This window comes from Kitasatospora sp. NPDC015121 (genome assembly GCF_055562955.1).
This window is the reverse complement of sequence record NZ_JBVHEH010000025.1, coordinates 97,059-118,716: the sequence shown is the minus strand read 5'-3', so window position 1 is coordinate 118,716 and position 21,658 is coordinate 97,059. Positions and strand designations below refer to the sequence as shown.

The 21,658-nt window shown below is 61.6% G+C and carries 23 protein-coding genes; 10 read left to right on the top strand and 13 right to left on the bottom strand.

Annotation, left to right across the window (positions count from 1 at the left end; translation table 11 throughout):
• Position 1: 1 nt before the first annotated feature.
• Entirely contained in the window at positions 2 to 643 is a 642-nt protein-coding gene (locus ACZ3J7_RS31180; RefSeq protein ID WP_298772882.1) for a histidine phosphatase family protein, read from the top strand.
• Positions 643 to 1,851, top strand: a complete 1,209-nt coding sequence (locus ACZ3J7_RS31175) for a winged helix DNA-binding domain-containing protein (protein ID WP_298772880.1) — start codon at positions 643 to 645, stop codon at positions 1,849 to 1,851. The genes ACZ3J7_RS31180 and ACZ3J7_RS31175 overlap by 1 nt, the downstream gene beginning before the upstream one ends.
• A gap of 31 nt (positions 1,852 to 1,882) precedes the next feature.
• On the opposite strand, the gene ACZ3J7_RS31170 is transcribed toward ACZ3J7_RS31175, so the two are convergent.
• From ACZ3J7_RS31170 to fepB, 5 genes are all read right to left on the bottom strand, one after another.
• Positions 1,883 to 2,740: a siderophore-interacting protein gene (locus ACZ3J7_RS31170; protein WP_298772878.1), complete on the bottom strand. Its 858-nt coding sequence runs from the start codon at positions 2,738 to 2,740 to the stop codon at positions 1,883 to 1,885.
• Positions 2,741 to 2,761: 21 nt separating this feature from the next.
• Positions 2,762 to 3,586 (bottom strand): ABC transporter ATP-binding protein, encoded by an 825-nt coding sequence (locus ACZ3J7_RS31165; RefSeq protein WP_298772876.1) that lies wholly within the window; start codon positions 3,584 to 3,586, stop codon positions 2,762 to 2,764.
• Positions 3,587 to 3,609: 23 nt separating this feature from the next.
• Positions 3,610 to 4,575 carry an iron chelate uptake ABC transporter family permease subunit gene (locus ACZ3J7_RS31160; RefSeq protein WP_366054239.1) on the bottom strand — a complete coding sequence of 322 codons (966 nt, stop codon included), beginning with the start codon at positions 4,573 to 4,575 and terminating at the stop codon, positions 3,610 to 3,612.
• A gap of 86 nt (positions 4,576 to 4,661) precedes the next feature.
• Positions 4,662 to 5,723, bottom strand: coding sequence for a FecCD family ABC transporter permease (locus ACZ3J7_RS31155; protein WP_296554125.1), 1,062 nt, complete (start codon positions 5,721 to 5,723; stop codon positions 4,662 to 4,664).
• 4 nt (positions 5,724 to 5,727) lie between these two features.
• A complete protein-coding gene (gene fepB, locus ACZ3J7_RS31150; RefSeq protein WP_166809944.1) occupies positions 5,728 to 6,741 on the bottom strand; it encodes a Fe2+-enterobactin ABC transporter substrate-binding protein in 1,014 nt (337 codons plus the stop codon).
• Between the two features lie 143 nt (positions 6,742 to 6,884).
• Between fepB and ACZ3J7_RS31145 the strand changes: the two genes are divergently transcribed.
• Positions 6,885 to 8,465 (top strand): helix-turn-helix domain-containing protein, encoded by a 1,581-nt coding sequence (locus tag ACZ3J7_RS31145; RefSeq protein ID WP_465626754.1) that lies wholly within the window; start codon positions 6,885 to 6,887, stop codon positions 8,463 to 8,465.
• Here the strand turns inward: ACZ3J7_RS31145 and ACZ3J7_RS31140 are convergent.
• On the bottom strand, positions 8,453 to 8,842 hold the full coding sequence (locus ACZ3J7_RS31140; protein ID WP_465626752.1) for a VOC family protein: 390 nt from the start codon (positions 8,840 to 8,842) through the stop codon (positions 8,453 to 8,455). The two genes, ACZ3J7_RS31145 and ACZ3J7_RS31140, sit on opposite strands and share 13 nt — an antisense overlap.
• Before the next feature lie 85 nt (positions 8,843 to 8,927).
• On the opposite strand from ACZ3J7_RS31140, the gene ACZ3J7_RS31135 reads away from it, so the two are divergent.
• The 3 genes from ACZ3J7_RS31135 (at position 8,928) to ACZ3J7_RS31125 (ending at position 10,556) form a co-directional block, all read left to right on the top strand.
• The gene (locus tag ACZ3J7_RS31135) at positions 8,928 to 9,653 is read left to right on the top strand and encodes a TetR/AcrR family transcriptional regulator (protein ID WP_166809947.1); all 726 of its coding nucleotides are present in this window, start codon (positions 8,928 to 8,930) and stop codon (positions 9,651 to 9,653) included.
• 50 nt (positions 9,654 to 9,703) lie between these two features.
• Complete coding sequence (locus tag ACZ3J7_RS31130; RefSeq protein WP_366054243.1) at positions 9,704 to 10,105, top strand: hypothetical protein; 402 nt, start codon at positions 9,704 to 9,706, stop codon at positions 10,103 to 10,105.
• Positions 10,106 to 10,193: 88 nt separating this feature from the next.
• Complete coding sequence (locus ACZ3J7_RS31125; protein WP_234036585.1) at positions 10,194 to 10,556, top strand: hypothetical protein; 363 nt, start codon at positions 10,194 to 10,196, stop codon at positions 10,554 to 10,556.
• 7 nt (positions 10,557 to 10,563) lie between these two features.
• Here the strand turns inward: ACZ3J7_RS31125 and ACZ3J7_RS31120 are convergent, their stop codons facing one another.
• Genes ACZ3J7_RS31120 through ACZ3J7_RS31110 form a run of 3 tightly spaced genes read right to left on the bottom strand, consistent with a single transcriptional unit; the run spans position 10,564 to position 14,065 of the window.
• The gene (locus ACZ3J7_RS31120) at positions 10,564 to 12,201 is read right to left on the bottom strand and encodes an AMP-binding protein (RefSeq protein WP_296554134.1); all 1,638 of its coding nucleotides are present in this window, start codon (positions 12,199 to 12,201) and stop codon (positions 10,564 to 10,566) included.
• Positions 12,202 to 12,215: 14 nt separating this feature from the next.
• Complete coding sequence (locus ACZ3J7_RS31115) at positions 12,216 to 12,680, bottom strand: MaoC family dehydratase (RefSeq protein WP_200312966.1); 465 nt, start codon at positions 12,678 to 12,680, stop codon at positions 12,216 to 12,218.
• A 14-nt stretch (positions 12,681 to 12,694) separates the two neighbouring features.
• Positions 12,695 to 14,065, bottom strand: coding sequence for an MFS transporter (locus tag ACZ3J7_RS31110; RefSeq protein WP_042448184.1), 1,371 nt, complete (start codon positions 14,063 to 14,065; stop codon positions 12,695 to 12,697).
• Positions 14,066 to 14,284: 219 nt separating this feature from the next.
• Between ACZ3J7_RS31110 and ACZ3J7_RS31105 the strand changes: the two genes are divergently transcribed.
• From ACZ3J7_RS31105 to ACZ3J7_RS31095, 3 genes are all read left to right on the top strand, one after another.
• Positions 14,285 to 14,983: a TetR/AcrR family transcriptional regulator gene (locus ACZ3J7_RS31105; protein WP_240952064.1), complete on the top strand. Its 699-nt coding sequence runs from the start codon at positions 14,285 to 14,287 to the stop codon at positions 14,981 to 14,983.
• A 37-nt stretch (positions 14,984 to 15,020) separates the two neighbouring features.
• A complete protein-coding gene (locus ACZ3J7_RS31100; protein WP_166809951.1) occupies positions 15,021 to 15,872 on the top strand; it encodes a PHP domain-containing protein in 852 nt (283 codons plus the stop codon).
• A 75-nt stretch (positions 15,873 to 15,947) separates the two neighbouring features.
• A complete protein-coding gene (locus tag ACZ3J7_RS31095; RefSeq protein WP_235170663.1) occupies positions 15,948 to 16,163 on the top strand; it encodes a hypothetical protein in 216 nt (71 codons plus the stop codon).
• A gap of 8 nt (positions 16,164 to 16,171) precedes the next feature.
• Here the strand turns inward: ACZ3J7_RS31095 and ACZ3J7_RS31090 are convergent, their stop codons facing one another.
• Both ACZ3J7_RS31090 and ACZ3J7_RS31085 read right to left on the bottom strand, forming a co-directional pair.
• A complete protein-coding gene (locus ACZ3J7_RS31090; protein ID WP_095971748.1) occupies positions 16,172 to 16,699 on the bottom strand; it encodes a CinA family protein in 528 nt (175 codons plus the stop codon).
• A 638-nt stretch (positions 16,700 to 17,337) separates the two neighbouring features.
• Positions 17,338 to 18,486, bottom strand: a complete 1,149-nt coding sequence (locus tag ACZ3J7_RS31085) for a glutamate--cysteine ligase 2 (protein WP_298772859.1) — start codon at positions 18,484 to 18,486, stop codon at positions 17,338 to 17,340.
• A 172-nt stretch (positions 18,487 to 18,658) separates the two neighbouring features.
• Here ACZ3J7_RS31085 and ACZ3J7_RS31080 point away from each other — a divergent pair, with 172 nt between their 5' ends.
• Positions 18,659 to 18,952: a hypothetical protein gene (locus tag ACZ3J7_RS31080; protein WP_465626747.1), complete on the top strand. Its 294-nt coding sequence runs from the start codon at positions 18,659 to 18,661 to the stop codon at positions 18,950 to 18,952.
• Between the two features lie 57 nt (positions 18,953 to 19,009).
• Here the strand turns inward: ACZ3J7_RS31080 and ACZ3J7_RS31075 are convergent, their stop codons facing one another.
• Positions 19,010 to 19,279 (bottom strand): DUF7218 family protein, encoded by a 270-nt coding sequence (locus ACZ3J7_RS31075; RefSeq protein ID WP_095971744.1) that lies wholly within the window; start codon positions 19,277 to 19,279, stop codon positions 19,010 to 19,012.
• 87 nt (positions 19,280 to 19,366) lie between these two features.
• Positions 19,367 to 21,535 carry a catalase gene (locus ACZ3J7_RS31070; protein WP_298772854.1) on the bottom strand — a complete coding sequence of 723 codons (2,169 nt, stop codon included), beginning with the start codon at positions 21,533 to 21,535 and terminating at the stop codon, positions 19,367 to 19,369.
• Between the last annotated feature and the right edge of the window lie 123 nt (positions 21,536 to 21,658).

Here is a 21,658-nt window from a genome sequence, read left to right as displayed (position 1 = left end):
CGTGCAGGATCTTTACGTCGTCACTCATCCTCATGCCGAACACACCGCAAGGGATGTGGTCGGGGGTTGGCACAATTCGGTTCTCACGCCCGCCGGCAGGCGCGATGCAGAATTGATCGCCGAAGAGTTGAAACGTCGACGCACAGGAACTTCGCGCCCGATCCGCATCACCTCGTCCGACCTCGAACGATGCTCTGAGACATCCGCAATCATCGCCCGGACACTCGAAGTTCCGGCGACAACAGATTCTCGATTGCGCGAAATCAGCTTCGGAGAAGCGGAAGGGCGACCGAACTCCTGGCTGGCCCAGCGGCAGGTTCCGGCTCCCGACGACAACCGCCTCGATCACCGTGGCCCCGTCGCCGGTGCCGAGACCCGCCGCGAAATCGCGTCGAGGGTCGGCGAATGCGTTCACGAATTGATGACCGACCTCGACCACGATCACATCGTCGTAACACACGGCTTTGCACACACATTCGTCATCTCCGCCTGGTTGCAGATCCCCGTCGAAGCCACAGGGTTTGCAACCTTCGCGACCACACCCGGTGCAATCACCCATCTCCGACACGACGACTACTGGCGCAACCGAACCCTCGCGCAACTAGCCGATACGTCCCACCTGGACTGTGGCACGATGTCCTGATGCGCCATGTCTCCGACGACGAACGCCGTGCACGCATGGGCATACGTCATGCGCTGGCTCCCGCATTCCTCGTCGATTCTCCCGAAGCTGCGACCAAGGCCATGACAGTGCTTCACGCCACCGAGTCGGCGACGGTCTACCTGTCCTGCTGGGCGAGGGTTCGGTCGTTGGACGCCGCCGACGTCGACCGCGCCCTGTACGAGCAGCGAAGCCTCGTGAAGCAATTGGCAATGCGCCGCACACTCTTCACTTTTCCCCGAGACTTGCTGCCGGCCGCGTGGTCGAGTGCGTCCGCCCGGGTCGCCAACACCGAGCGTGCTCGAATGTCCAAGGACGTAGTCAAAGCCGGACTCGCCGTCGACGGCAACGACTGGCTCGATCGCGCACGCTCCGAGGTACTGTCACTGCTGGCCGATGCGCCTGAAGGGCTTTCAGCAGTCGACGTCCGTCAGGCGGTGCCGATGATCGATGTGAAGGTCGAGGGTTCGGCAGGTGAAATCTGGTCGGCACCCAGGGTTCTCACTCATCTCGGGGCCACCGCAGACATCATGCGCGGCACCAACACCGGACGCTTCCCCACCTCGCGCCCACTGTGGACTCTCACTGGGCACTGGCTCGACGACGCCCCGGTCGCTCTCGAATCCGTTGACGTCGAACCCGCAGACGGATACCGAGAAATAGTCCGACGCTGGCTCTACACCTTCGGGCCGGGGACGGAAGACGCCATCGTCTGGTGGTTGGGCTCGACGAAGACGGTCGTCCGGGCTGCCCTCGCCGAACTCGATGCCGTTGCAGTCACACTCGACGGCGGTGGCACGGGCTGGTTGCTGCCGAACGACGTCGCGGAGGTAGCGGATCCAGGTCCTTGGGTGGCGCTCCTGCCCGTGCTCGACCCGACGATCATGGGCTGGAAGGGCCGCGACTTCTATCTCGGACCGCACCGCAACCAACTCTTCGACACCCGCGGCAACGCCGGTACCAGCGCATGGGTCGACGGCCGCGTCGTGGGCTGCTGGATCCAGGACGAAGCCGGGGCCGTCCACCTGCGCCTCATCGAACCCGTGTCAGCGTCTGCGCGGCGCTCTCTGGAGGCCGAGGCGGCCCGACTCACCGACTGGCTCGGCGGCGTCAAAATCGGTACCGGGTATGTCTCACAAGCAATGAAGCAAGACGTTCCAGAACCTTCCGCCGGCACGAGGCGCCGATGACCGCAGCGAAAGTCGCGAACCACAAATAACGTCAGATCCCGATTGCCAGATCGTCGATATCCGCAAGTGTGCCGCCATTTTCGAGGATGCTCGTGTAATTCCGAAGTCGATTCTGATCGATCTCGGTGGTGCTCACTCCGCGCTTCCAGTACCCGAAGACAACCACGTTGTCCTTCGTCAGGCCGATGGTCTTACGGAAATGCGCTCGGATGGAACGCATCTCATCGCGCTCCCCGGCTCCCCACACTGCGTAGTCTCCTGGGTTCTCGAGTTCGAGAGCGTGCTCGGCGAGACGCCCTTCCACGTGGTGCAACTCCAGGCCGGGAATCACGGGCAGTTCCGCGAAAGCCCCTGCGTCACCGGTGGCTACCCAACCGACGCCGGTCAGTCCTTCCGGCCACTGTAGCAGGATCGAATAGAGGGCAGGTATCGCGGTGTCGTCGGCGAACAGCGCGACGCGGCGACCAGCGACCTCGGGAACGAGGAAGTGCGGGCGGGGACCGGTGAGCGAGAACGAGTCACCCACACGAATGTCGGCTGCCCACTTCATCATCGGACTGGTGTGGCCGTGCAGCACTACGTCGAAGGTCATCGAACCGCTCGACGCGTCGAAGGTGCGCACGGTGTAGACGCGAGAGACGTCGCCGAACTTCGGACCGAGCTGGATGCGGAATGCGACGTTGGGACGCAACCAATTCGGGTCTTCCGCCGACGAAGTCAAGTGGACGGTGATGCGCGAGATGCTCTCGGTCGGCCGTTCGACGCGTTCCACGACAGCGACCACGTCGTTGAGGCCACGGTCGTGGTCTTCGCCGCGTGGCGCGTTCACCGACGCAGAGGACGAATTTTCTTCGTTTCGGGCTTCTTCGGGGCGAGGTGAGGTTGTCATCGATTTCTCCTGATCGTGGTTTCAGTTTTGGACGGGTAGCTGACTGACAGGTCTGTGGTCACGCGGAACAACAAGTGGCCGTCCGGTTTCCGGATCTTCGAGGACAAGAGCCTCGAGGTCGAACACTTCGCGCAGCAACTCGGGGGTGAAAACCTCCGAGGCACTGCCCTGCATGACTATTTTTCCGGACCGCATCGCGACTACATGCGTGGCATATCTGGCCGCGAGGTTCAGGTCGTGGAGGACTGCCACCAATGTTCGACCGGACTGATGAAGTTGGGAACACAGGTCGAGAACTTCGATCTGGTGGGCGATGTCGAGAAAAGTGGTCGGTTCGTCGAGCAACAGCACCGGAGTACGCTGCGCGAGGGTCATGGCTATCCACACCCGCTGACGTTGTCCACCACTCAGTTCGTCCACCAATTGATCTGCTGCATATCGCATTCCGACCTCGGTCAGCGCTTCGGAGACGACGCGCTCGTCTTCGGGCGACCATTGGCGCAGCATGCTCTGATACGGATAACGGCCGCGGGAGACCAGGTCTGCGACACTGATCGCGCCGGGCGAAAGCGGGGACTGCGGCAACAGAGCGATTCGGCGAGCGACGTCCTTGGTTCGGTAGGACCGAATATCGTTACCGTCGAGCACAACCCGACCCGATCGAGGTGCGAGCATTCTGCCGAGCGCACGCAACAATGTCGACTTGCCGCACCCGTTCGGTCCGACGACCACGGTGAACCCGCCGTCGGGGATTTCGAGAGTCAACTCGTCCACGATGGTTCGATCGGCGTAACGGAGTTCGATCTTCTCGGCGTGGAGCCGCGGCACTGGCGTAGCTGTAGTCATTGATCTCTTTCGTAGCAAAGTTTTCAGGCCTGACGGGCCAGCAGCCAGATCAGATAGGCACCACCGAGCAGACTGGTGACAAGACCGACCGGAGTGCGGAGACCGACCTCGACCGCTTGCGCGATCAGGTCGGCACCCGCCAGCAGAACAGCGCCGAGCAGGAAGGAGGTCGCGACAAGAACACCGCTGCGCCGTGCCAATCGTCGTGCGATCTGGGGAGCTGCGAGCGCGACGAAAGCGATGGGGCCGGTAGCTGCTGTCGCTGCTCCGGTGAGCGCGACCGCAAGTAGGATGCCGGCAAATCGGTATCGCTCCAAGGAAATTCCGAGTGAGGACGCTGCGTCGTCACCCATCTCCATCATGGTGACGCGCCTGGACACCACGACGAGAGCAGGAACGAGAACACCGACGGCGATCGCAACGCTGACCGCGTGTGGCCAACCGCGCCCGGTCAGCGAACCTGCCGTCCACTGCTGCACCACGGTGGCGTCGTCGATATCCGCGCGCACCACCAGGAACGACATCACGGCACTCAGCATCGCGCCCACGCCGATGCCGACCAGGACAAGTCGAAGACCGCCGCTGACTCCGTCTTTGCGAGCGAGCGCGTACACGAGCAATGCGGTCAGCATGCCGCCGAGAACAGCGGCACTCGCGGTCTGCAGGACCCCGCCGCCGAAGAACACGATTTGAACCACCGCCGCAGTCGCAGCGCCGGTGGTGAAACCGATGATGTCCGGCGAGCCGAGTACATTGCGCGAAAGCGTCTGGAAAACCGCGCCGGCCACACCAAGGCTTCCGCCCACTCCGATCGCCGTGATCAGCCGCGGCAGCCGGCGGTTCTGGACAGACCGAACCGCCGCTGGCGTGCCTTCGCCCTGCAGTGCGCGCCACACGTCACCCAAGGACAGATCCAAGGTTCCGTACATCAGCGTGACCAAGGAAAGGGCTAGAAGTGCAGCACTGATTGTCATGGCTACGAACAGCACTCGCGGAACTATTCGCCACGACCACGAGCCGATTCGAACCACCCAGCCTCGAAACAGCGGTGGGACCGGCTGCGCGGCAATCATGTTCACAGTGACGCCACTCGCCGCGAGCGAACGAGCGCAACAAATAGCGGACCACCGAGCACTGCCACCGCGATCCCCGTCTGCAGATCTCCCGGCGCGGTGGCAACGCGACCGAGAACGTCGGCCAAGAGCAGAAATGCCGGAGCGACGACGAGCACACATGGCAGCAGCAACCGCAGATCCGGTCCGACGACGCCCCGCACGATGTGCGGCGCGGCCAGCCCCACGAATCCGAGCGGTCCGGCCGCCGCGGTGGCGGCCCCTGCCAGCAGGATGACTGCGACAGCGGACCCGACCCGAGCGGGTCCGGTGCGCGCGCCAAGACCTTTCGCGACGTCCTCACCGAGCGCGATCGCATTGAGTGGACGAATCAGCAATAACGACAACCCGATACCGACGATGACGAAGGGAAGGACGGTGACGATCACGTCTCCGCCGCGCCCCTGCAACGAACCCACTGCCCAGAATCGGAACTGATTGAATGCGGCCTCGTTGCTGATGAGAACCATGCTGGTGAGCGCCGTGATCGCCGTTGCCACAGCGGCACCGGCAAGCGCCATGCGCGCTGGGGTCGCGGCGCTGCGATGCGCAGACCCCAACATGTACACCCCCACCGAGGCTACGGCCGCGCCGGCCAGCGCGAACCACAGATAACCGCCGACCGAAGTCACCCCCAGATAAGCAATCGCAATCACGACTGCCGCTGACGCTCCGGCGTTCACACCGAGTAGCCCCGGATCGGCCAGAGGGTTGCGGGTGATCGACTGCATCAGCGCACCGGCCAGTCCGAGCGCAGACCCGACCACCAGCCCGAGAATTGTTCGAGGCAAACGTGATTCGATCACGATCAAGTGCTCGTTGTTACCGGCGTCGTAGGAAAGAACTGCGTCGAGCACCGTGGAGACGGGAATGTTGCGTGAGCCGAGGACGAGTCCTCCGACGGATGCCAGCACGATCACGACGATGGAGACGACGACCAACAACCCCGCACGCGCGGCCGTCCCGGACCGCAGCGGCGCTTCGGTCCGGGGCGGTGCAGTCCGGGACGGTGCAGAAATACCCACGCGGTCATCCACCGAACGTGGACACCAGCGACTCGACTGTCTGCTTTGCACTGAAGTAGTCGAGACGGAAAGCCGCCGTACCCATCGCGTAGACCCGATCACCCTTGACCGCAGGTTGATTGGCTAGAAGCGGATCGGCGGCAAGTTGCTTCTCCACGTCCTTGGGTCCCATCGAGACGGCGAACAGCGTCTGCGAACCGTCGAGTGCGGCAGACATGTTCTCGGAGCTGACGATCGCGACGCCGGAGGCTCCCCGCTTGTCCGGCGCGACGAACTGCTCGGCAGGCTCGGCATAGGTAAAGCCGAGCGAGGCCAGCAGATTGCCCTGCGGGCTGTCGGCTCGGAACGTCCAGACACCGTCGGCACCCATGTAGACCAGTGCCGTCACCGGCTGCTCGGGAAGCGTGATCTTCGCGGCTTGGGTGGTGACCCAGCTGTCGTATTCGTCGACGGTCTCGGCGGCCTCGCTCTCGAGTCCGGTGACGGTCCCGAGCTGATCTGCGAGCTCCTCCCAGGAACTGGCGCCGTAGTCGAGAAGTACGGTGGGTGCGATGTCGCTCAGCTGCGCGTAGGCGTCGAGCGTCGAGTCGCCGCCGTTGGCGGACCCGATGATCAGATCGGGCTCGAAGGTCTCGATTGCGTCGAGGTCCAGCTCGAGATTTCGGTAGAGCACCTCGACGCCACGATCAGCTGCCACGCCCGACCACTGGGAGAAGAACCCCTGGCTGTCGGTCATTCCCGACGGCGTTGTCGCCGCACTCGCGACCACCGGAGCACCGATCGCAAGCAGTGTGCCGGTCAACGACGGCGAGGTGGAGACGATCCGAGTCGGCTTTGCGGTGATCTCGGTACTGCGGCCGCCGTGCTCGACGGTGCGTGGCCATCCCTCGGTGGACCCGGAGGTTGTCTGGTTGCCCTCGTTTCCGGTGTCACTACCGGACGAATTCGAGCAGCCGGCAAGAGCGAGGGCGACGACCGCGGCGAGTACTGCCGCCGTCGGACGTAGAGATCTGCGCATGAGTATGTGGCTTTCTGAAGGTACGAGGGTGCGCCGCTGCGAACGCAGACGGACCGGAGGTAAAGTTAGCCATACTTAAGTAGCAAGGGTTGTCCAGGAGCGCCAACGTGTTACCACTATCGGGAAGGTCGGACCAGATCTACATGGGCCCGATCCGTGCCGGCCGCACCGAGCCCAGCACGGGCCGCTCACCCTTACTGTTCTGGGTTCTTGCAGGCAGCGGACGTGTCAGGACCGGATCAACCGTCTACGAGGTGCCGGCAGGCGAGTTGCTGTGGATCCCGGCGGGCGCACGATACGCAATGGAGACGGACTCGGATTCCGTCGCGTTTCCCATCCTGCTCCCACCCTCGGACGGCGTCACCGACGGACCGGCCACCGTGACACGGCTGCGCGTTCCGCCCGGCTGGGAAGACCGACTGATCCACGAGTTCGTTCACAATCTGGGCTATCTACGCGGGGACGCGGCAAAACCGGCGTCTCTCTTCGAGATGATCGCCCGGGCAGACGACGGGTCCACGTCGCTGCCGCGATTGCCGCACTCACGGGAAGCGTTCGAAATCGCGCACGCCCTCTTGCGAACACCTGGCACCGACGACACCGAAGGACAATTCGCGAAGCGCGCCGGGATCAGCACTCGGACGCTCCAGCGGTACTTCGTGGTGGAGACCGGCCTCACCTTCACCCGCTGGCGACTTCGAGCGCGGATCGCCGCCTCGTTGGAATACCTGAAGCAAGACCGCGAGATCAGTTGGATAGCAAACGAAGTCGGGTTCGAAACGGGCAGCGGATTCACTCGCGCCTTCCGAGCCCAGATGGGAGAGAGCCCGAGCGACTATCGCCGACGGGCCCTCTCCGGTCCGTCCGATCGCAGTACGCGAACCGACGATGACCAGGCCTTGGTCCGGATGCTCGCAGAGTCCAGACGACCCGGCGAGACCGCGCCACCGATACCGGCCAACGCGACGTGGCCGCGCGTCAACGGAGCCCACGTTGCAGTGTGGGTCTACCGAGGGCGAGCCCGGGTGGATGTCGCCCACCGCAGCTGGGAACTGCACACCGGCGAGGCCATGATTCTGCCTGCAGGCGTTCGCAATACAGTCACAGTTCCGTCCGGATCACTGCTGCTCCCGCTCGGCTTCCGTGCCTCGAACGGGTCGACCGTATCTGCCGACGCTCTCGAGACCGTCCAATTCTCCCCCGATGACGAGTTGGCATTGCTGCACACTTTCGTCGCCGCCTACACACCCCTGCGCCCGCGTGGCCACGACAGCACCGCGGTGTTCGACATCATCGCCACCGGGCCACTCGCGCAATCGGTTTCAAACGAGGGCAATGCCGATTCGATTGCCACGCGACTGGCAGCGACAATCGCAGCCCGGCCGGCCGACCCTCGCACTCTGGAGGAGTGGGCCCAGGAGTTCGGCACCGACGCGGCCAGGCTGCGCCGGGAGTTCCGGACCGAGACCGGCACCACGTATCCGCAATGGCGATCCCTTTCTCGGATGACCCAGGCACGCACCCAACTACAACTCGGGATTGCACCCGGCACGGTGTCGAGGAACCTGGGTTACGGGCACCTGCCCGCGTTCAGCCGAGCGTTTCGCACTGCGCACGGAATCTCACCGCAGCGCTTCCAAGCCCAGTCCGTCGAACGCGCCCTCTGGTTACGTTCGGTGCCGCGCGCCGCCGAGCCGAGCACGCGGGTTCCTCACATCCACTGAACGAGTTGCCACACGATGCCGTTGGGATCGACGAACTGGCAGTAGCGCTCGCCCCACGGTTCGGTCTCCGGCTCGGTGACGACGGAGGCGCCTTCGGCGGCGATGCGGGTGAACTCCGCGTCGACGTCATCGACCACGAATGCGATGAGCATGCCCTGGCCGGCCGGACCTGCGACGAAGTCGGGCTTGAACGTCCCGAGCCCGGTGCGCAGGAAGACCACGTTGACCCCGGTATCCGGATGATTCAGGGAAACGAAGCCGTCGTCGGCCATGGCCTCGGTGAAACCGAAATGAGTTTTCGCGAAGTGGGCCGAGGCGTCCGTGTCGGTGACGTTCAAGGACAGAGCAGTGCTGGTGATTTTCATCGTGGCCTCCATGATCATAAACCTTGTGCAGTGCATACAGTATGCACCGTATAAGGTATACCACCGTTGAGGTATTCCCGATTTCTGGAGACGACTGATGGCACGCGAACTGATCGACCTACTCTGGCGCGATCACCCCCTGGCACCGAAGGGTGGCGCCCGTGGCCCGCGCGCGAAGGTCACCACCTCACAGGCGGTCGACGTCGCCATCTCCGTCGCGAACACCGACGGCCTCGACGCCGTGACCGTGCGTCGCTTGGCCACCGACCTCGGCATCTCGGGAATGGCGCTCTACACCCACGTCGGATCCCGCGACGATCTGCTGGTGCTCATGGTCGACGCCGTACACGCGAACAGCCCACGTCTGCCGTACGGAAACCTGACGTGGCGCCAACGCGTTCGTCGGGTCGCAGAGGAAGAACTTGCCCTCTATGCGGAGCATTGGTGGCTCCTCGACATCACCGATCAGCGCTCCGCGTTGGGTCCGGGAACTATCGCGAAGTACGACCACGAACTTCACGCGTTCGACCGCACGGGACTGACCGACATCGACCGGGACTCCGCCCTGACATTTGTCGCCGACTTCGCCCGATCCTCGGCGCAAGCACGGCGCCCCGACCCTCGCGCAGCCGACATGGCCGAGGTGTGGTCCTCCTGGAACCAACGCCTGGCCGCTTACCTCGGCGACGACTTCCCGTTGGCTCAGCGCGTCGGCGGCGCGGCGGGAGAAGCGAAGAACACCCCGTACAGCCCCGAGGCGGCGTGGGAGTTCGGGCTCGACCGGGTACTGGACGCTCTCGAGGGGCTTGTTCACATCGAATGACTCGTTCAGATCGAATGACATTCTTGCAATTCGTGGGTGACAATATGTCCGTGCAGCGCTTCGCTTGGTCTCGACGGTTCGGTGGGAAACCTTCGTTATTCGAATCGCGAGAGCTGTTGCACGCCTATGAGAATCGGTCGACCCGAGAGGTGCGGGATTCCGGCGAGCTTCTGATCGAGATTCCGCTGAGCGACGCGAGCATCCTGGAGATCACCATCCTCGATCCCTCCGCGGACTGGATCGAGCCCCGAGTTCGAGGGCTCTGCAGTTCGCTGGACGAGATCCACCGACGAGCCCAACGCATCCTCCGCGGGGGATTCAGCATCGGCTGGATCGAACTCGAATCAGAGCGACACGGCATCATCGACTATTGGGAAGACGGCGTGAACAACGAGTACCCCGTCGCCATTGTGTGGAACGGAAATTCCTGGGAAGAAGCGACGACCACCTAGCCCCGAATTCAGCGGCATATATCCGCGAAGACGGGGTAGACGAGTAGATACCAGCGGCACATCGACTCAACTCCAGGCGTGGTGGACAATGTTTCTCAGCGACCAGTCAATTCGTCGTCACACCCGCCGTTTCGGAGCAGCTCTGTCGCCTTCACACAAGTGGCCTCCGCCCACCGAAACACAGCGCATCGCACGCTGGAGTGAGCGGTCGGAGATGCTCGGCGCGCTGTCGGTACTCCTGTTCTGGGCTTTCGGTTTCGGCATCCTGCTCGGGGCGGGCGCGATTACAACAGGAATCTTCGCGCTCCGACGTCACCCGAAGAAGTCTGGCGGGCATCTGCTCTCGAATGCCCGCCAGCTGCCCTGGGATGCAATAGTCGGCCTCTTCACCGGCGTCATCGGTCTTGCCCTGAGCGGTTGGTTCTTCGTCGTGGTCCTACCTAACATGTAGGCGTCCGCTAGCCGAGACCGTTGGCGTGCGTGGCCAATGTTCGGAGTTCCCGTCGCAGTATCTTGCCGGTGGTGGTGAGCGGCAAGCTGTCGATGAACGTGATCTGCCTGGGATACTGATAGAAAGCAAGGCGACTTTTCACGTGGGTCTGCAACTCTTGGCGAAGCTCTTCCGAAGACTCCGTTCCTTCGGACAGAACGACAAAAGCATGAACAGCTTCCCCTCGCAACGGATCCGGCACACCGATGACACCGGCCATGGCTACCTCGTCGTGCGAGAGCAGGCACTCCTCGATCTCTCCGGGACCGATTCGGTACCCGGCGGACGAAATGACGTCATCTGCGCGTCCCTGGTACCAGAAGTTCCCGGCGTCATCGGTTCGACCCAGATCGCCAGTGTGAATCCAACCGTCGTACACCTTTTCATCGGTCTTCGACGGTTGGTTCCAATAGCCGAGGAACTGTCCGGGATTGCCTGCCTTCACACAGATTTCACCTACCTGTCCCACCTCGACCGGCTCGCCGAACGGATCCCGCAGGGTGATCTCGAAGCCGGGAAAGGCCCGACCCATCGAACCGCTGGCGGGGTTCCACCTCGAACGTGAAGTCCCGATGGTCAGATTCATTTCTGTCTGCCCGTAGAACTCGTTGACATCTACGCCGAACGTGCTCGCCACCCAGGCTTGCAGGGCGTCACCGAGCGCCTCGCCACCAGTTCCCAATGCCCGCAACTGAATACCACGCGCAGCAGTCTTGTCGATGCCGATACTTCGCATCTGCTTGAGCGCGGTGGGCGGAATGAAGGCGCCCGTCACCTTGTGACGGCTCAGTATCTCGACCGCACGCGCCGGCGTGAATTTGTCGGGCGTCGCGACCACGGGACACCCCAACGCAAGTGCGGGGAACAGTACGTCGAACAGACCACCGATCCAGGCCCAGTCTGCCGGCGTCCAGAAGACGTCTCCCCGCTGGGGAGCATTGTCGAACGCCGTCCGCACACCGGGCATGTGCGCCAGGAGGATTCGGTGCCCGTGGAGCGCACCTTTCGGATTACCGGTCGTTCCCGAGGTGTAGATGATGATGGCGTGTGAATCGGGGCCCGTCGCTGCCAATTCCGCGCTTTCTGCGGCATTGTCGACGAGGTTGTGGAAATCGAGGAGTTGAACGGGCGTCGGATGAAACTGCTGATCGAACTCTCCGACAACGATTACGGCTTCGAGGCCAGGGATGTCGCTGATTCCGTCGACGACTCGTTCGTAACAGTCCTTGTCGATCACAAGAACCTTTGCACCGGAGTCACGCATTCGATGGACTAGCGCATCCGCGCCGAACTTGACCGAAAGCGGAACGGTGACCATTCCGGATCGGAAGGCGCCCAGATGTGTCGCGAGAACCTCGATCCCCTGTGGGACCATCACACCGACGCGGTCCCCTGAGACAAGGCCGAGGTCCGCGAGCACGGTTGCGAACTTTCGGCTTCTCGTGGCAACTTCACCGAATGTGTACCGAGTCCAGTGTCCAGCGGTGTCTACGACCAAGGCTGGATCATCTGGATTCTGCACATCGACACATGCGTGCGCGATGTTGAATTGCTCTGGCACAGTCCATTCGAAGTGTTCTGCTTCGAGGTCCTGCCACCATGGCATATGCTGCCGAGAACTCACCGAACACCCACTTCGAGGTCGAGGGAATGGGTCTCGCCCACCAGGAAAGAGAATTCGCCGGAGAAGACAAGGTCTCCGTCTTGGTTGACGAGTGAACCTTTCGACGTCACGATCGCGGTCTCACCGTCCGAGCGCGGGCGCACCGACAGCACTTCCGACACCGCATGCACCGAGTCACCGAGGTAGGTCGGCCTGTGGAATCTGACCTGGTCGAGCCCATAGAAGCACTGCAGATACCGGGGATCCAACTCCACCAGGCCGAGCAAGGTGGACAACATGAGAGCACCGTGGGCGATCTGTCGACCGAAGCGCGTCTGCTGCGCGTAGTCGGGGTCGAGGTGAAGAGGATGGCGGTCCCAGGTGAGGTCGGCGAAACTTCGCACATAGTCTTCGGTGACGACTCGCGGGTCCGTTACCGCAATGTCTCCGACAGAGATCTCTTCGAAACTCTTTGTGATCATTGAAGTTTCCTCTATTAGTTGACAACCGTTGAGCGCTGATCGACCGGCGGCAGATACGCCCCGTTGTCATCGATGTACATGTCGCGACTTCCTTCGTCGAGGTCGGTGTCACGGACGAAGTAGACGCTGATCAGCGAAATAACCGACAGGGCAGCGATATACACAGCGACCGCAAACGATCCTCCGGTTGCGCGAACCAACATGGCGGCAACCATCGGCGCGATTGCACCACCCAAGAGCACCCCGATCTGAAAAGCGATGGACGCTGCGCTGTACCGCACCCGTGCGTCGAACAATTCGGCGATGAACGTCGCCTGCGGCCCGTACGAAATGCTGAGCATGAATGCGCCGACTGCCAATGCGCCGGTGGTGATCCAGAAGTTGCCGGTATCTATCGCGGCGAATGCAACGAAGACCCACACTCCCATGCCGGTGATTCCGACCATCAGGATCCGGCGTCGGCCGAATTTCTCGGACAGTTGGCCGAAGATCGGAATGAAGATGACTGCAACGAGCGCGGACACCATGACGGCGCCGAGCATGAGGTTTCCGGACAGCAGATCGAACTGATCGGCGTATGTCAGGCTGTAGGTGTTGAGGATGTAGAAGTAAGCACCCGTGCTTATCATCGAACCTGCGGCAAGAATGATTTGACGAGGATAGTTCTTGAACGCGTCGACCATCGGAATCTTGACCGCGGTGTTCTGCTGCTTCACGCGAGCGAACGCAGGTGTCTCTTCCAACGCGGTGCGAATGTAAAGTCCCACGGCAACCAACGCGATACTCAGCAGGAAGGGAATTCTCCACCCCCACACCAGGAATTGGTCTCCGGTGAGCGCCTTGGTGCCGAACATGACGGCCGTCGCCAGCAGAAGGCCGGCCGGCACACCGACCTGCGGCATGCTGCCGTAGAAGCCGCGGCGATTCTTGGGTGCGTATTCCACAGCAGTCAGAACTGCACCGCCCCACTCACCGCCGACGCCGAAGCCTTGAATCAGTCTCAGCAATACGAGAAGAATCGGGGCCCACACGCCGATCTGGGCGGAGGTCGGAAGGACGCCGACCAGGAACGTCGCGGCTCCCATCAAGAGAAGTGCAAGAACCAGGACCTTCTTGCGTCCGATGCGGTCACCGAAGTGGCCCATCACAACGCCCCCGAGCGGCCGCGCCAGGAAGCCGACCGCGAAGGTGGCGAACGAGAGAATCGTCGCGAGCGCGGGATCTGCACCCGAAAAGAACAGTGGCGCAAAGACCAGCGCGGCGGATGCGCCGTAGATCTGAAAGTCGTACCACTCGATCGTGGTGCCAACCAGAACCGATCCCGCCACACGCCGCAGGGCAGGCCTGTCGACAGTTGCGGGAGATGGAGGATTCGCGTCGTTCATGTCATTGCTCCTTGTATGGAGTGCCCTGTTAGCTCTCGCACCGAGAGGGAGGCTCGACAAGGAGACTATGCAGTGACCCAGGGCACAGTCAAGCTTTTTTCAATCGATCGATTGATTAGTCGAGACGCAATTCGCCAGTATATGAACAGCTATCAATCAACTGATTGACGGTCAGTCGATTTCGGCGGCGATGCTAGCATGATTGGGCAACCAACCGAAATGAGGATCATGGACCTGGGGCGCGTTCAACGGGCGGCAGTCACGCTGTTCGCGACGAAAGGGTTCGCCGCCACCGGCATTCGTGAACTCGGAGCAGAAGCCGGCATCAACTCGGCAACGCTCTATCACTACGTCGGCAGCAAAGAATCACTGTTGGCTTCGATCATTCGGTCGTGCCTCGACGAGCTGACGCAGTCGGGAGAGCGGGCCATGCGTCGCAGCGCCGATCCCGTAGTCCAGCTCGCCGGCTTGGTGTCCTCACACGTCGGCATTACCGCCGTCAACCAACTGACTGCCCGCGTCGCCGAGTACGAGATGCGCGGGTTGACCGGCGACAACAGAATCGAGTTGCAGACGCTGCGCGACGAGTACGAGCTTCTTTTCGGACAGATCCTCGAACGCGGCCAACGCGTGGGAGCCTTCGACATCGAAGATCTGGCCTTGAGTCGACTCGCGATACTCGAGATGTGCACCGGGGTCGCGCACTGGTACCGGCCCGGTGGGCGCCTCGAGTTGGAAGATGTACAACGATTCTTCGTGAGCACGACGTGCAAGCTTCTGTCGGTTCCGTCTGACGAACTGAACGGCGTGGAATTCATTCACGACGTTCGAAAGCTGGACAGCGAGCCCGAGACTCAGTCCTCTGAAATTTGGGGCACCCACGCACAGAGCGACTTCGTGCGCCGGTCCGAACCGTAATCACACCAGAACTCCCGGGCTGTGGTACGCACTGAACATGCACCTACCCGCGGACAGCCATGTTCACAGCGAGTGGTCGTGGGACACCGGCGGACCACAGTCCGACGCTTCCGGGCGAATGCAACAGACTTGCGCGCGTGCCGAAGCAATCGGATTGTCCGCGTTGGTGTTCACCGAACATCTCGACTTCGATGCTCGTTGGCGCACAACCGCCGCAGATCTGATGCCCCATCAAATTCATCTGCTGAGCACCGACGGCTACGTCCGCGTACCGATCCTCGACCTCGACGGCTATCTCGACAGCATCGAACGATGTCGACACCGTTTTCCTGAATTGCAGATTCTCACCGGAGTCGAGTTCGGGCAACCGCACCTGCACGAAGCGCAGGCGACGCAACTCCTTGATCTCGGTGTCATCGACCGAGTATTGGGTTCCTTGCACACGCTCGAAGTCGGCGAAGATCGAAGTGAACCGAACACTCTGTTCCGCATTTGGGACGCCGACGAGGTCATGTGGGCGTACCTCGAAGAGATTCCGCGCATGGTCGCGGGTTCCCGTGTCTTCGAAGTGTTCACCCACATCGACTACGCGGTGCGCGCATGGCCGACCGAAAGTGCGGGACCGTTCGATCCCCGCCGATTCGAAGAGGGATTCCGAAATGCCATGCGCGCCATAGCCAACAGCGACCGAGCCCTCGAGATGAACACCCGTCGGCTGTGGCCCTGGATACCCCAATGGTGGAGCGAAGAGGGAGGCAAAGCGGTGACATTCGGCAGCGATGCACATGTGCCCGAAGCTTTGGCAGCCAACTTCCCGGAAGCGACAGCGATGCTCGAGCACTACGGATTCCGTCCGGGTCAACGTCCGGAAGAGTATTGGACCCGCTGATCCACCTGATTCCAAGACCTACATTTTCCGTGAACTCGGGTTGTCGGAGACGGATCAACCCGCAATAGTCGATGTATGGATCGGTACAAGATCACGATGCCCGACGGCTCTTCGACCGAGGAACCTTTCAACTCCGACATGGAAGCAATCACTTGCGCAGTGGATGCCAACCGAGGAGTCAGCAAGAACCTCGTAGTCGAAAAATACACGGCCGACGGTCATCTGGTTCCTATCGCGCAGGCACCTGCGAAACAAACAGGTCGTCACAAGAAGAACCGTTCGAAGCGTTGAATAGTCGACTAGATCCCAACTCTCGAAATCGGTGTGTGACGACCGGATGCGTGACGCAGAAGTAGTTGGATCGCATGCTCGACGGTCGCTCCCAGGACTGCTTCGGGGTCACCTGAGAAAACCTGTTTCTCTGTTTCCGCGGTCCCATGGTCGACGACACCGAACCACACTGTTCCCGGTGGAACGTTCTCCTGGGTATCCGGACCGGCTTCGCCAGTGACAGCCAGTGCCAACGTCGCGCCGAACAGTGTGGCAGTGCTGTGTGCCATGACCCGAGCAGCGTCCTCGCAGACGACCGGGCCGTCAGGAACATGAAGAACGGAATGCTTGACCGCTCGGGTATAGGCGACGATCCCGCCACAAAACCACGATCCCGCGTTCGGTGCCTTCCCCAGATGTGCAGCGATGTTCCCGGCAGTCAACGATTCCGCTGTGGCGACTGTCAGGCCACGCTCTTCGACCACGGTGGCCAGCCGACGGCACAGCGCGTCGAGGTCCTTGTTCGACTGAATTTCGGGACGTGGATCGTCAGTCATATGTTGCCACTCTTGTCTTCGCTCCTCCCTACGCCGGTCTGATGTGCCGGCCCCACTCCGCTTTCGCTGGAATTCGATTCAGTGGTCTCCGCGGCAGGTTGCTCGTCCGCGGGGGATGCAGTTCGACCACCGGCAGTCTCTTCCGCCGGTGGTGCCTTGAACTCGGAATCGGTGACCGGTTCGCCGGCCCCTCCGGTATTCGGCCCACCAGAACTCTCGGCCTCCTTGAAGGCCGACTTCTTTGCGGACTCCTGACGTCCGTCGTAGGGCGGCACAGCCGGTTCAGACGCGGTGGGCTCGGCAGGAGTCGTCTCAGTTCCTTCCACCCCCGAGATCGTCTCCTCGTCGTCGAACGAGCCGGAAGGGCGATCTACCGGACCGCCTCCGGGTTCATTCGAGCCCGTGCCTCGCGAGCCTACGGCTCCACGCGCAGACTGAGGTTCCTCGGACGCCCGCTCGCCAGATTCGTTTTTCATGACCAACCCTTCGCCATCCTGCAACTCGCGACGCGGCCTACAGACGGGATGACTTCTGCACGGGGAGCCGACAAGTCCTCATTTCCAGTGAACTCGGCACGAAATTGGAAGTCAACGCCTCCCCGTTTCCAGTAGGCCCCGTTATCTGCAGGTCCCGGCTGCCTACAGCTCACTGACCTCTTGCGAACTGCACCCATCGAAAGTGCGTCGGGCGCACTCGCCGATCACATCGGCCACCCGTGACCGGCGTGCGAGTTGCCGGCGCTGCACGATCGCTCCGTTTCCGTTACTGAAGACCTTGTCCAAGGAAGCCGTGACCTGCTCGAATTCTCCGAATGCGGTCAGAGCAGGTTCGACATGATCGACCAGTCGCCGAACCGCCTGGTGCGCAGTCAGCAAGCGTACCGATTCGACGTCGAGCGACCTCCCGTCGAGTCCGTCACGCGCCGCCCGCCAGCAAGCCGCGCGGAGTAGCTCTTGATCGACGGCAGGCGCAACCTCACCTTTGGTGATCGCAGCGGATGCGGTGCCGACGAGCGCCTGCACCAGTGTGGCCAGAGTCATCGTCTCCTCCACGGTGGCGGGAACGTCACTGATCCGAATCTCCACGGTGGGAAGGTGATCCGACATGCGCACGTCCCAATAGACCATGTGCGGATCGAGAATGACCCCAGTCTCCAGCATCGCTGCAACAGCATCTTCGTAGTGCCCCACAGACTCGAAGAAGGGCGGCGGACCCGAACTCGGCCACCTGCCGAACAAAACGTAACGCCAACTCGCATAACCGGTATCGCGTCCGGCACTGATCGGCGAGTTCGCCGTCAATGCCAACAAGGTAGGTAACCACGGACGCAGATGATTGATGATCTGGACCGATCGTTCTCGATCTTCGACACCCACGTGGATATGGCAGCCACACATCACACCTTCGGTGATCGCACCGAATTGACCGGCCATTCGTTGGTATCGCGACTTCTGCGTGATCTCGTCGACCGGTGGATCGTAGAACGGCGTCCCGACTGCGATGAGTTGACATCCCACACGGGAAGCAGCTTCGGCAGTGAGGGCACGAGACTCACAGAGTTGATCACGAAGATCACGAATATGGCTGCCGACCGAAGTGGAAGTCTCCACCTGACAACGTGTGAGTTCGAGTTGCAGAGAGATCCCGAGTTCTTGCCCCGCGGCAGCCACCTCGGCGTTGCGCGGAGCGGGATGCCCAGTCTGCGGATCACAGAGCAAAAACTCCTCTTCGACACCGAGAGTCGGTGCACCTGACAAAAATAGGTCGGGAGTCGCCTTCGCATTCATAGGACTTCCTCGCACCGGTTTCCATCCACATCCGTTACTTAGAGCGTACGTCCTTCTACCTATTTCGGCACTACTCAAACTGTTTCATTCAGCCACCGATCGGGTAGTTGCTTGCGAACCGACCACAGGCCGAAGGATCACAATTCTTCATGAACTCAGGATGGAGTGTGCCATGACAAACGCAAGCGGGAGTTCACCGGTAGACGACGAACACACCAATCGATCGCACGTCGGGGAGGCAATCAGCGACGGTCGCAACTATCCCGGGTACCTGCTGATCGGACTGGGTCTGGCAACACTCGGATTAACCTTGGTAGCAGCAGGTTACGGATTTCGTGGTTGGGCAGTCATTGCCGGCGCCGTGTGCGTGGTGTCCTTCATCGTCGGAACACTGGCCATCTTGATGGAACACCGTCGGGTCAAGCGACTGGAAGGTCAGGAACTCTCCGATCAAGAAGGGCACTGAACGGACGGCTCGAGTCGTATTCTGCACAAGCAGAATACGACTCGAGCAGAATGGAGCTCAGTGATTTCGGAGTTTCTCGATCAGCTCACCCTTGTTCAGCTTCGAATAGCCGTGCAGATCGAGTTCCTTGGCGCGTTCTTTCAGCTCGTCGACCGTCCACTCCTCATAAGGCGAGGATTGCCCGCCCGACTTAGCGACATTCGACCGCCCTCGATTGGCGGCCGCATTGGAGATTCGGGCCGCTTTCTCCTTGGAATCACCCTTCTCGCGTAGCTCTTCGTAGAGTTCTTGATCCTTGAGTTGAGGTTGTGAGTCCTTGCGAGCCACTGTTTCGTCCCTTCACTCGTCTTCACTCCGGCGGTGTGGCCGAATTGGCAGTTCGGCCACACCGCAAGTTCGAACGTACGCCGGCACTCAGGATGTGGGCGGCACCTCGAAACGCCCCCACACGCGGTGCGTCTTCAGAAGCTGAGCCAGCGAGGCCAGGGCCCCTTCCGCGTCCGCATCGACCACGACTCCCAATGCAGACTCGTCGATACCGGCGGCGGCCAGCGCACTCATGCTCTCACCCCAACCACCAATTGCCTTGCTGTGACGATACATTTCGTTCAGCAGAGTCTCCACCCGTGGATCCAACTTGCCCTCGCCGATCCGAGAAACGTCGCCGCTCAGCAGGATTGCGTCGAATTCGATCGATCGAGCTGTGAGGTACGTTCGCTGCACCGTCACCGCGTCGTCACCGTCCCCGATGGTTCCGCCGTGCGGGCCGAGGATCAGCGGCACCATACCGGCATCGAAGATCTTGTCTCTAACGGCGACAACCGTTTCGAGGTCGGAGTTCTCGTCGACCAGTAGTGCGATGATCCTTCCGTCTACCGGCCATTCCTCACCGACCTGGGACAGCGCAGGGCTGAGCTCCGGATCACTCAACGGCTCCGTCGGTTCGGGAACCGGAAGGCCAAGCCCCCCTGCGACGATCGACACGAGACCCGCGTCGATGTTTGCCAAGATTCCCAGATTCCGGGTCTTGATGTTCTCTTCGTAGCACTTGCCCAGTTCGAAGGTATACGCCTGCGCGACGTGCTCCTGTTCGACAGGGGAGAGGCTGCGATAGAAGAGTCGAGCTTGCGAGAAGTGATCGTCGAACGATGCCGGCGCCTGCCTCACCTTTCGCCCTGAAACTTCCTCGGGCACCTCGATGTAGGCCGCGCTGTCCGCCGAGGCCAGGAACGGGCACCCGCCGTCCAACGAATTGGGATGGTACGGCGCGACTCCGGTATGCACACCGTCCTGATGGAAGCCGTCGCGGAGCATGTCGTTGACGGGCGAGTGAGGACGGTTGATCGGAATCTGGTCGAAGTTGGGGCCACCGAGTCGCGTGATCTGGGTGTCGAGGTACGAGAACAAACGCGCCTGCAGGAGACGATCGTTGGTGATGTCGACGCCCGGGACCAAGTGCCCCGGATGGAATGCAACCTGCTCGGTCTCGGCGAAAAAGTTCGTCGGATTGGCATCGAGTGTCATCGTTCCGATGACCTGAACCGGCGCGAGTTCTTCGGGCACGATCTTGGTGGGATCCAAAAGATCTATGCCTTCGAACATTTCGTCTGCGGTATCGGGGAACACCTGCACGCCCAGATCCCAGGACGGATATGCGCCCGCCTCGATGGCGTCGGCAAGATCGCGGCGATGGAAATCCGGATCCACACCGCCGGCGATCTGCGCTTCCTCCCACACGAGTGAATGCACTCCAGCGGCCGGCTTCCAGTGAAATTTCACCAGATTCGTCTCGCCGTCGGCATTCACGAGCCTGAACGTGTGAATGCCGAAGCCCTCCATCATGCGATAGGAGCGCGGGATGCCTCGATCGGACATGTTCCACAATGTGTGCGCCGTGGCTTCGGTGTGCAGCGACACGAAATCCCAGAAGGTGTCGTGAGCACTCTGCGCCTGCGGAATCTCCCGGTCCGGGTGAGGTTTAGCGGCATGGATGATGTCCGGGAACTTGATTCCGTCCTGAATGAAGAACACCGGGATGTTGTTGCCCACCAGATCGAAGACACCTTCGTCGGTGTAGAACTTGGTGGCGAAGCCGCGTGTGTCTCGGACGGTATCCGCCGAACCGCGTGAACCCAGAACTGTGGAGAAGCGTACGAATACCGGGGTTCTGGCACCGGAAGCGAACAACGAGGCTTTACAGATGTTTTCGGCTGCACCATTGGCCAGGAACGTGCCGTGCGCGGCCGCACCGCGAGCGTGGACGACGCGCTCCGGAATTCGCTCGTGATCGAAATGTGTGATCTTCTCACGCAGATGGTGATCCTGGAGAAGAGTCGGGCCCCGCTCGCCTGCGGTGAGTGAGTGGTCGGTCTCGTAAAGCCGTGTACCGGTTGCAGTGGTGAGGTACTCCCCCCGCTGGCCGCGACCGTTTCCCTTCACCTTCTCCTCGGCACCCGCGACGGTACGCACCTCCGGCTGCCGCTGGTCGTCCTTGGGCGGCAATGGCTGTCGAGGCTTGACCGGCTCTTTCAGGTCCGGCGCTTTCGGGGCCGGTGCACCTGGGACGGACTGAGATGAAGGCATCGAACAGCTCCTCTTGATCGTCATGCTGGGCGCACGAATTCTGGTACGCCCTAAGTAAGTAGAGATTTCAAACTGAATGCGGAGCCACGACTCACCCCCGGGCTGGGATCAATCCCAGGCCGA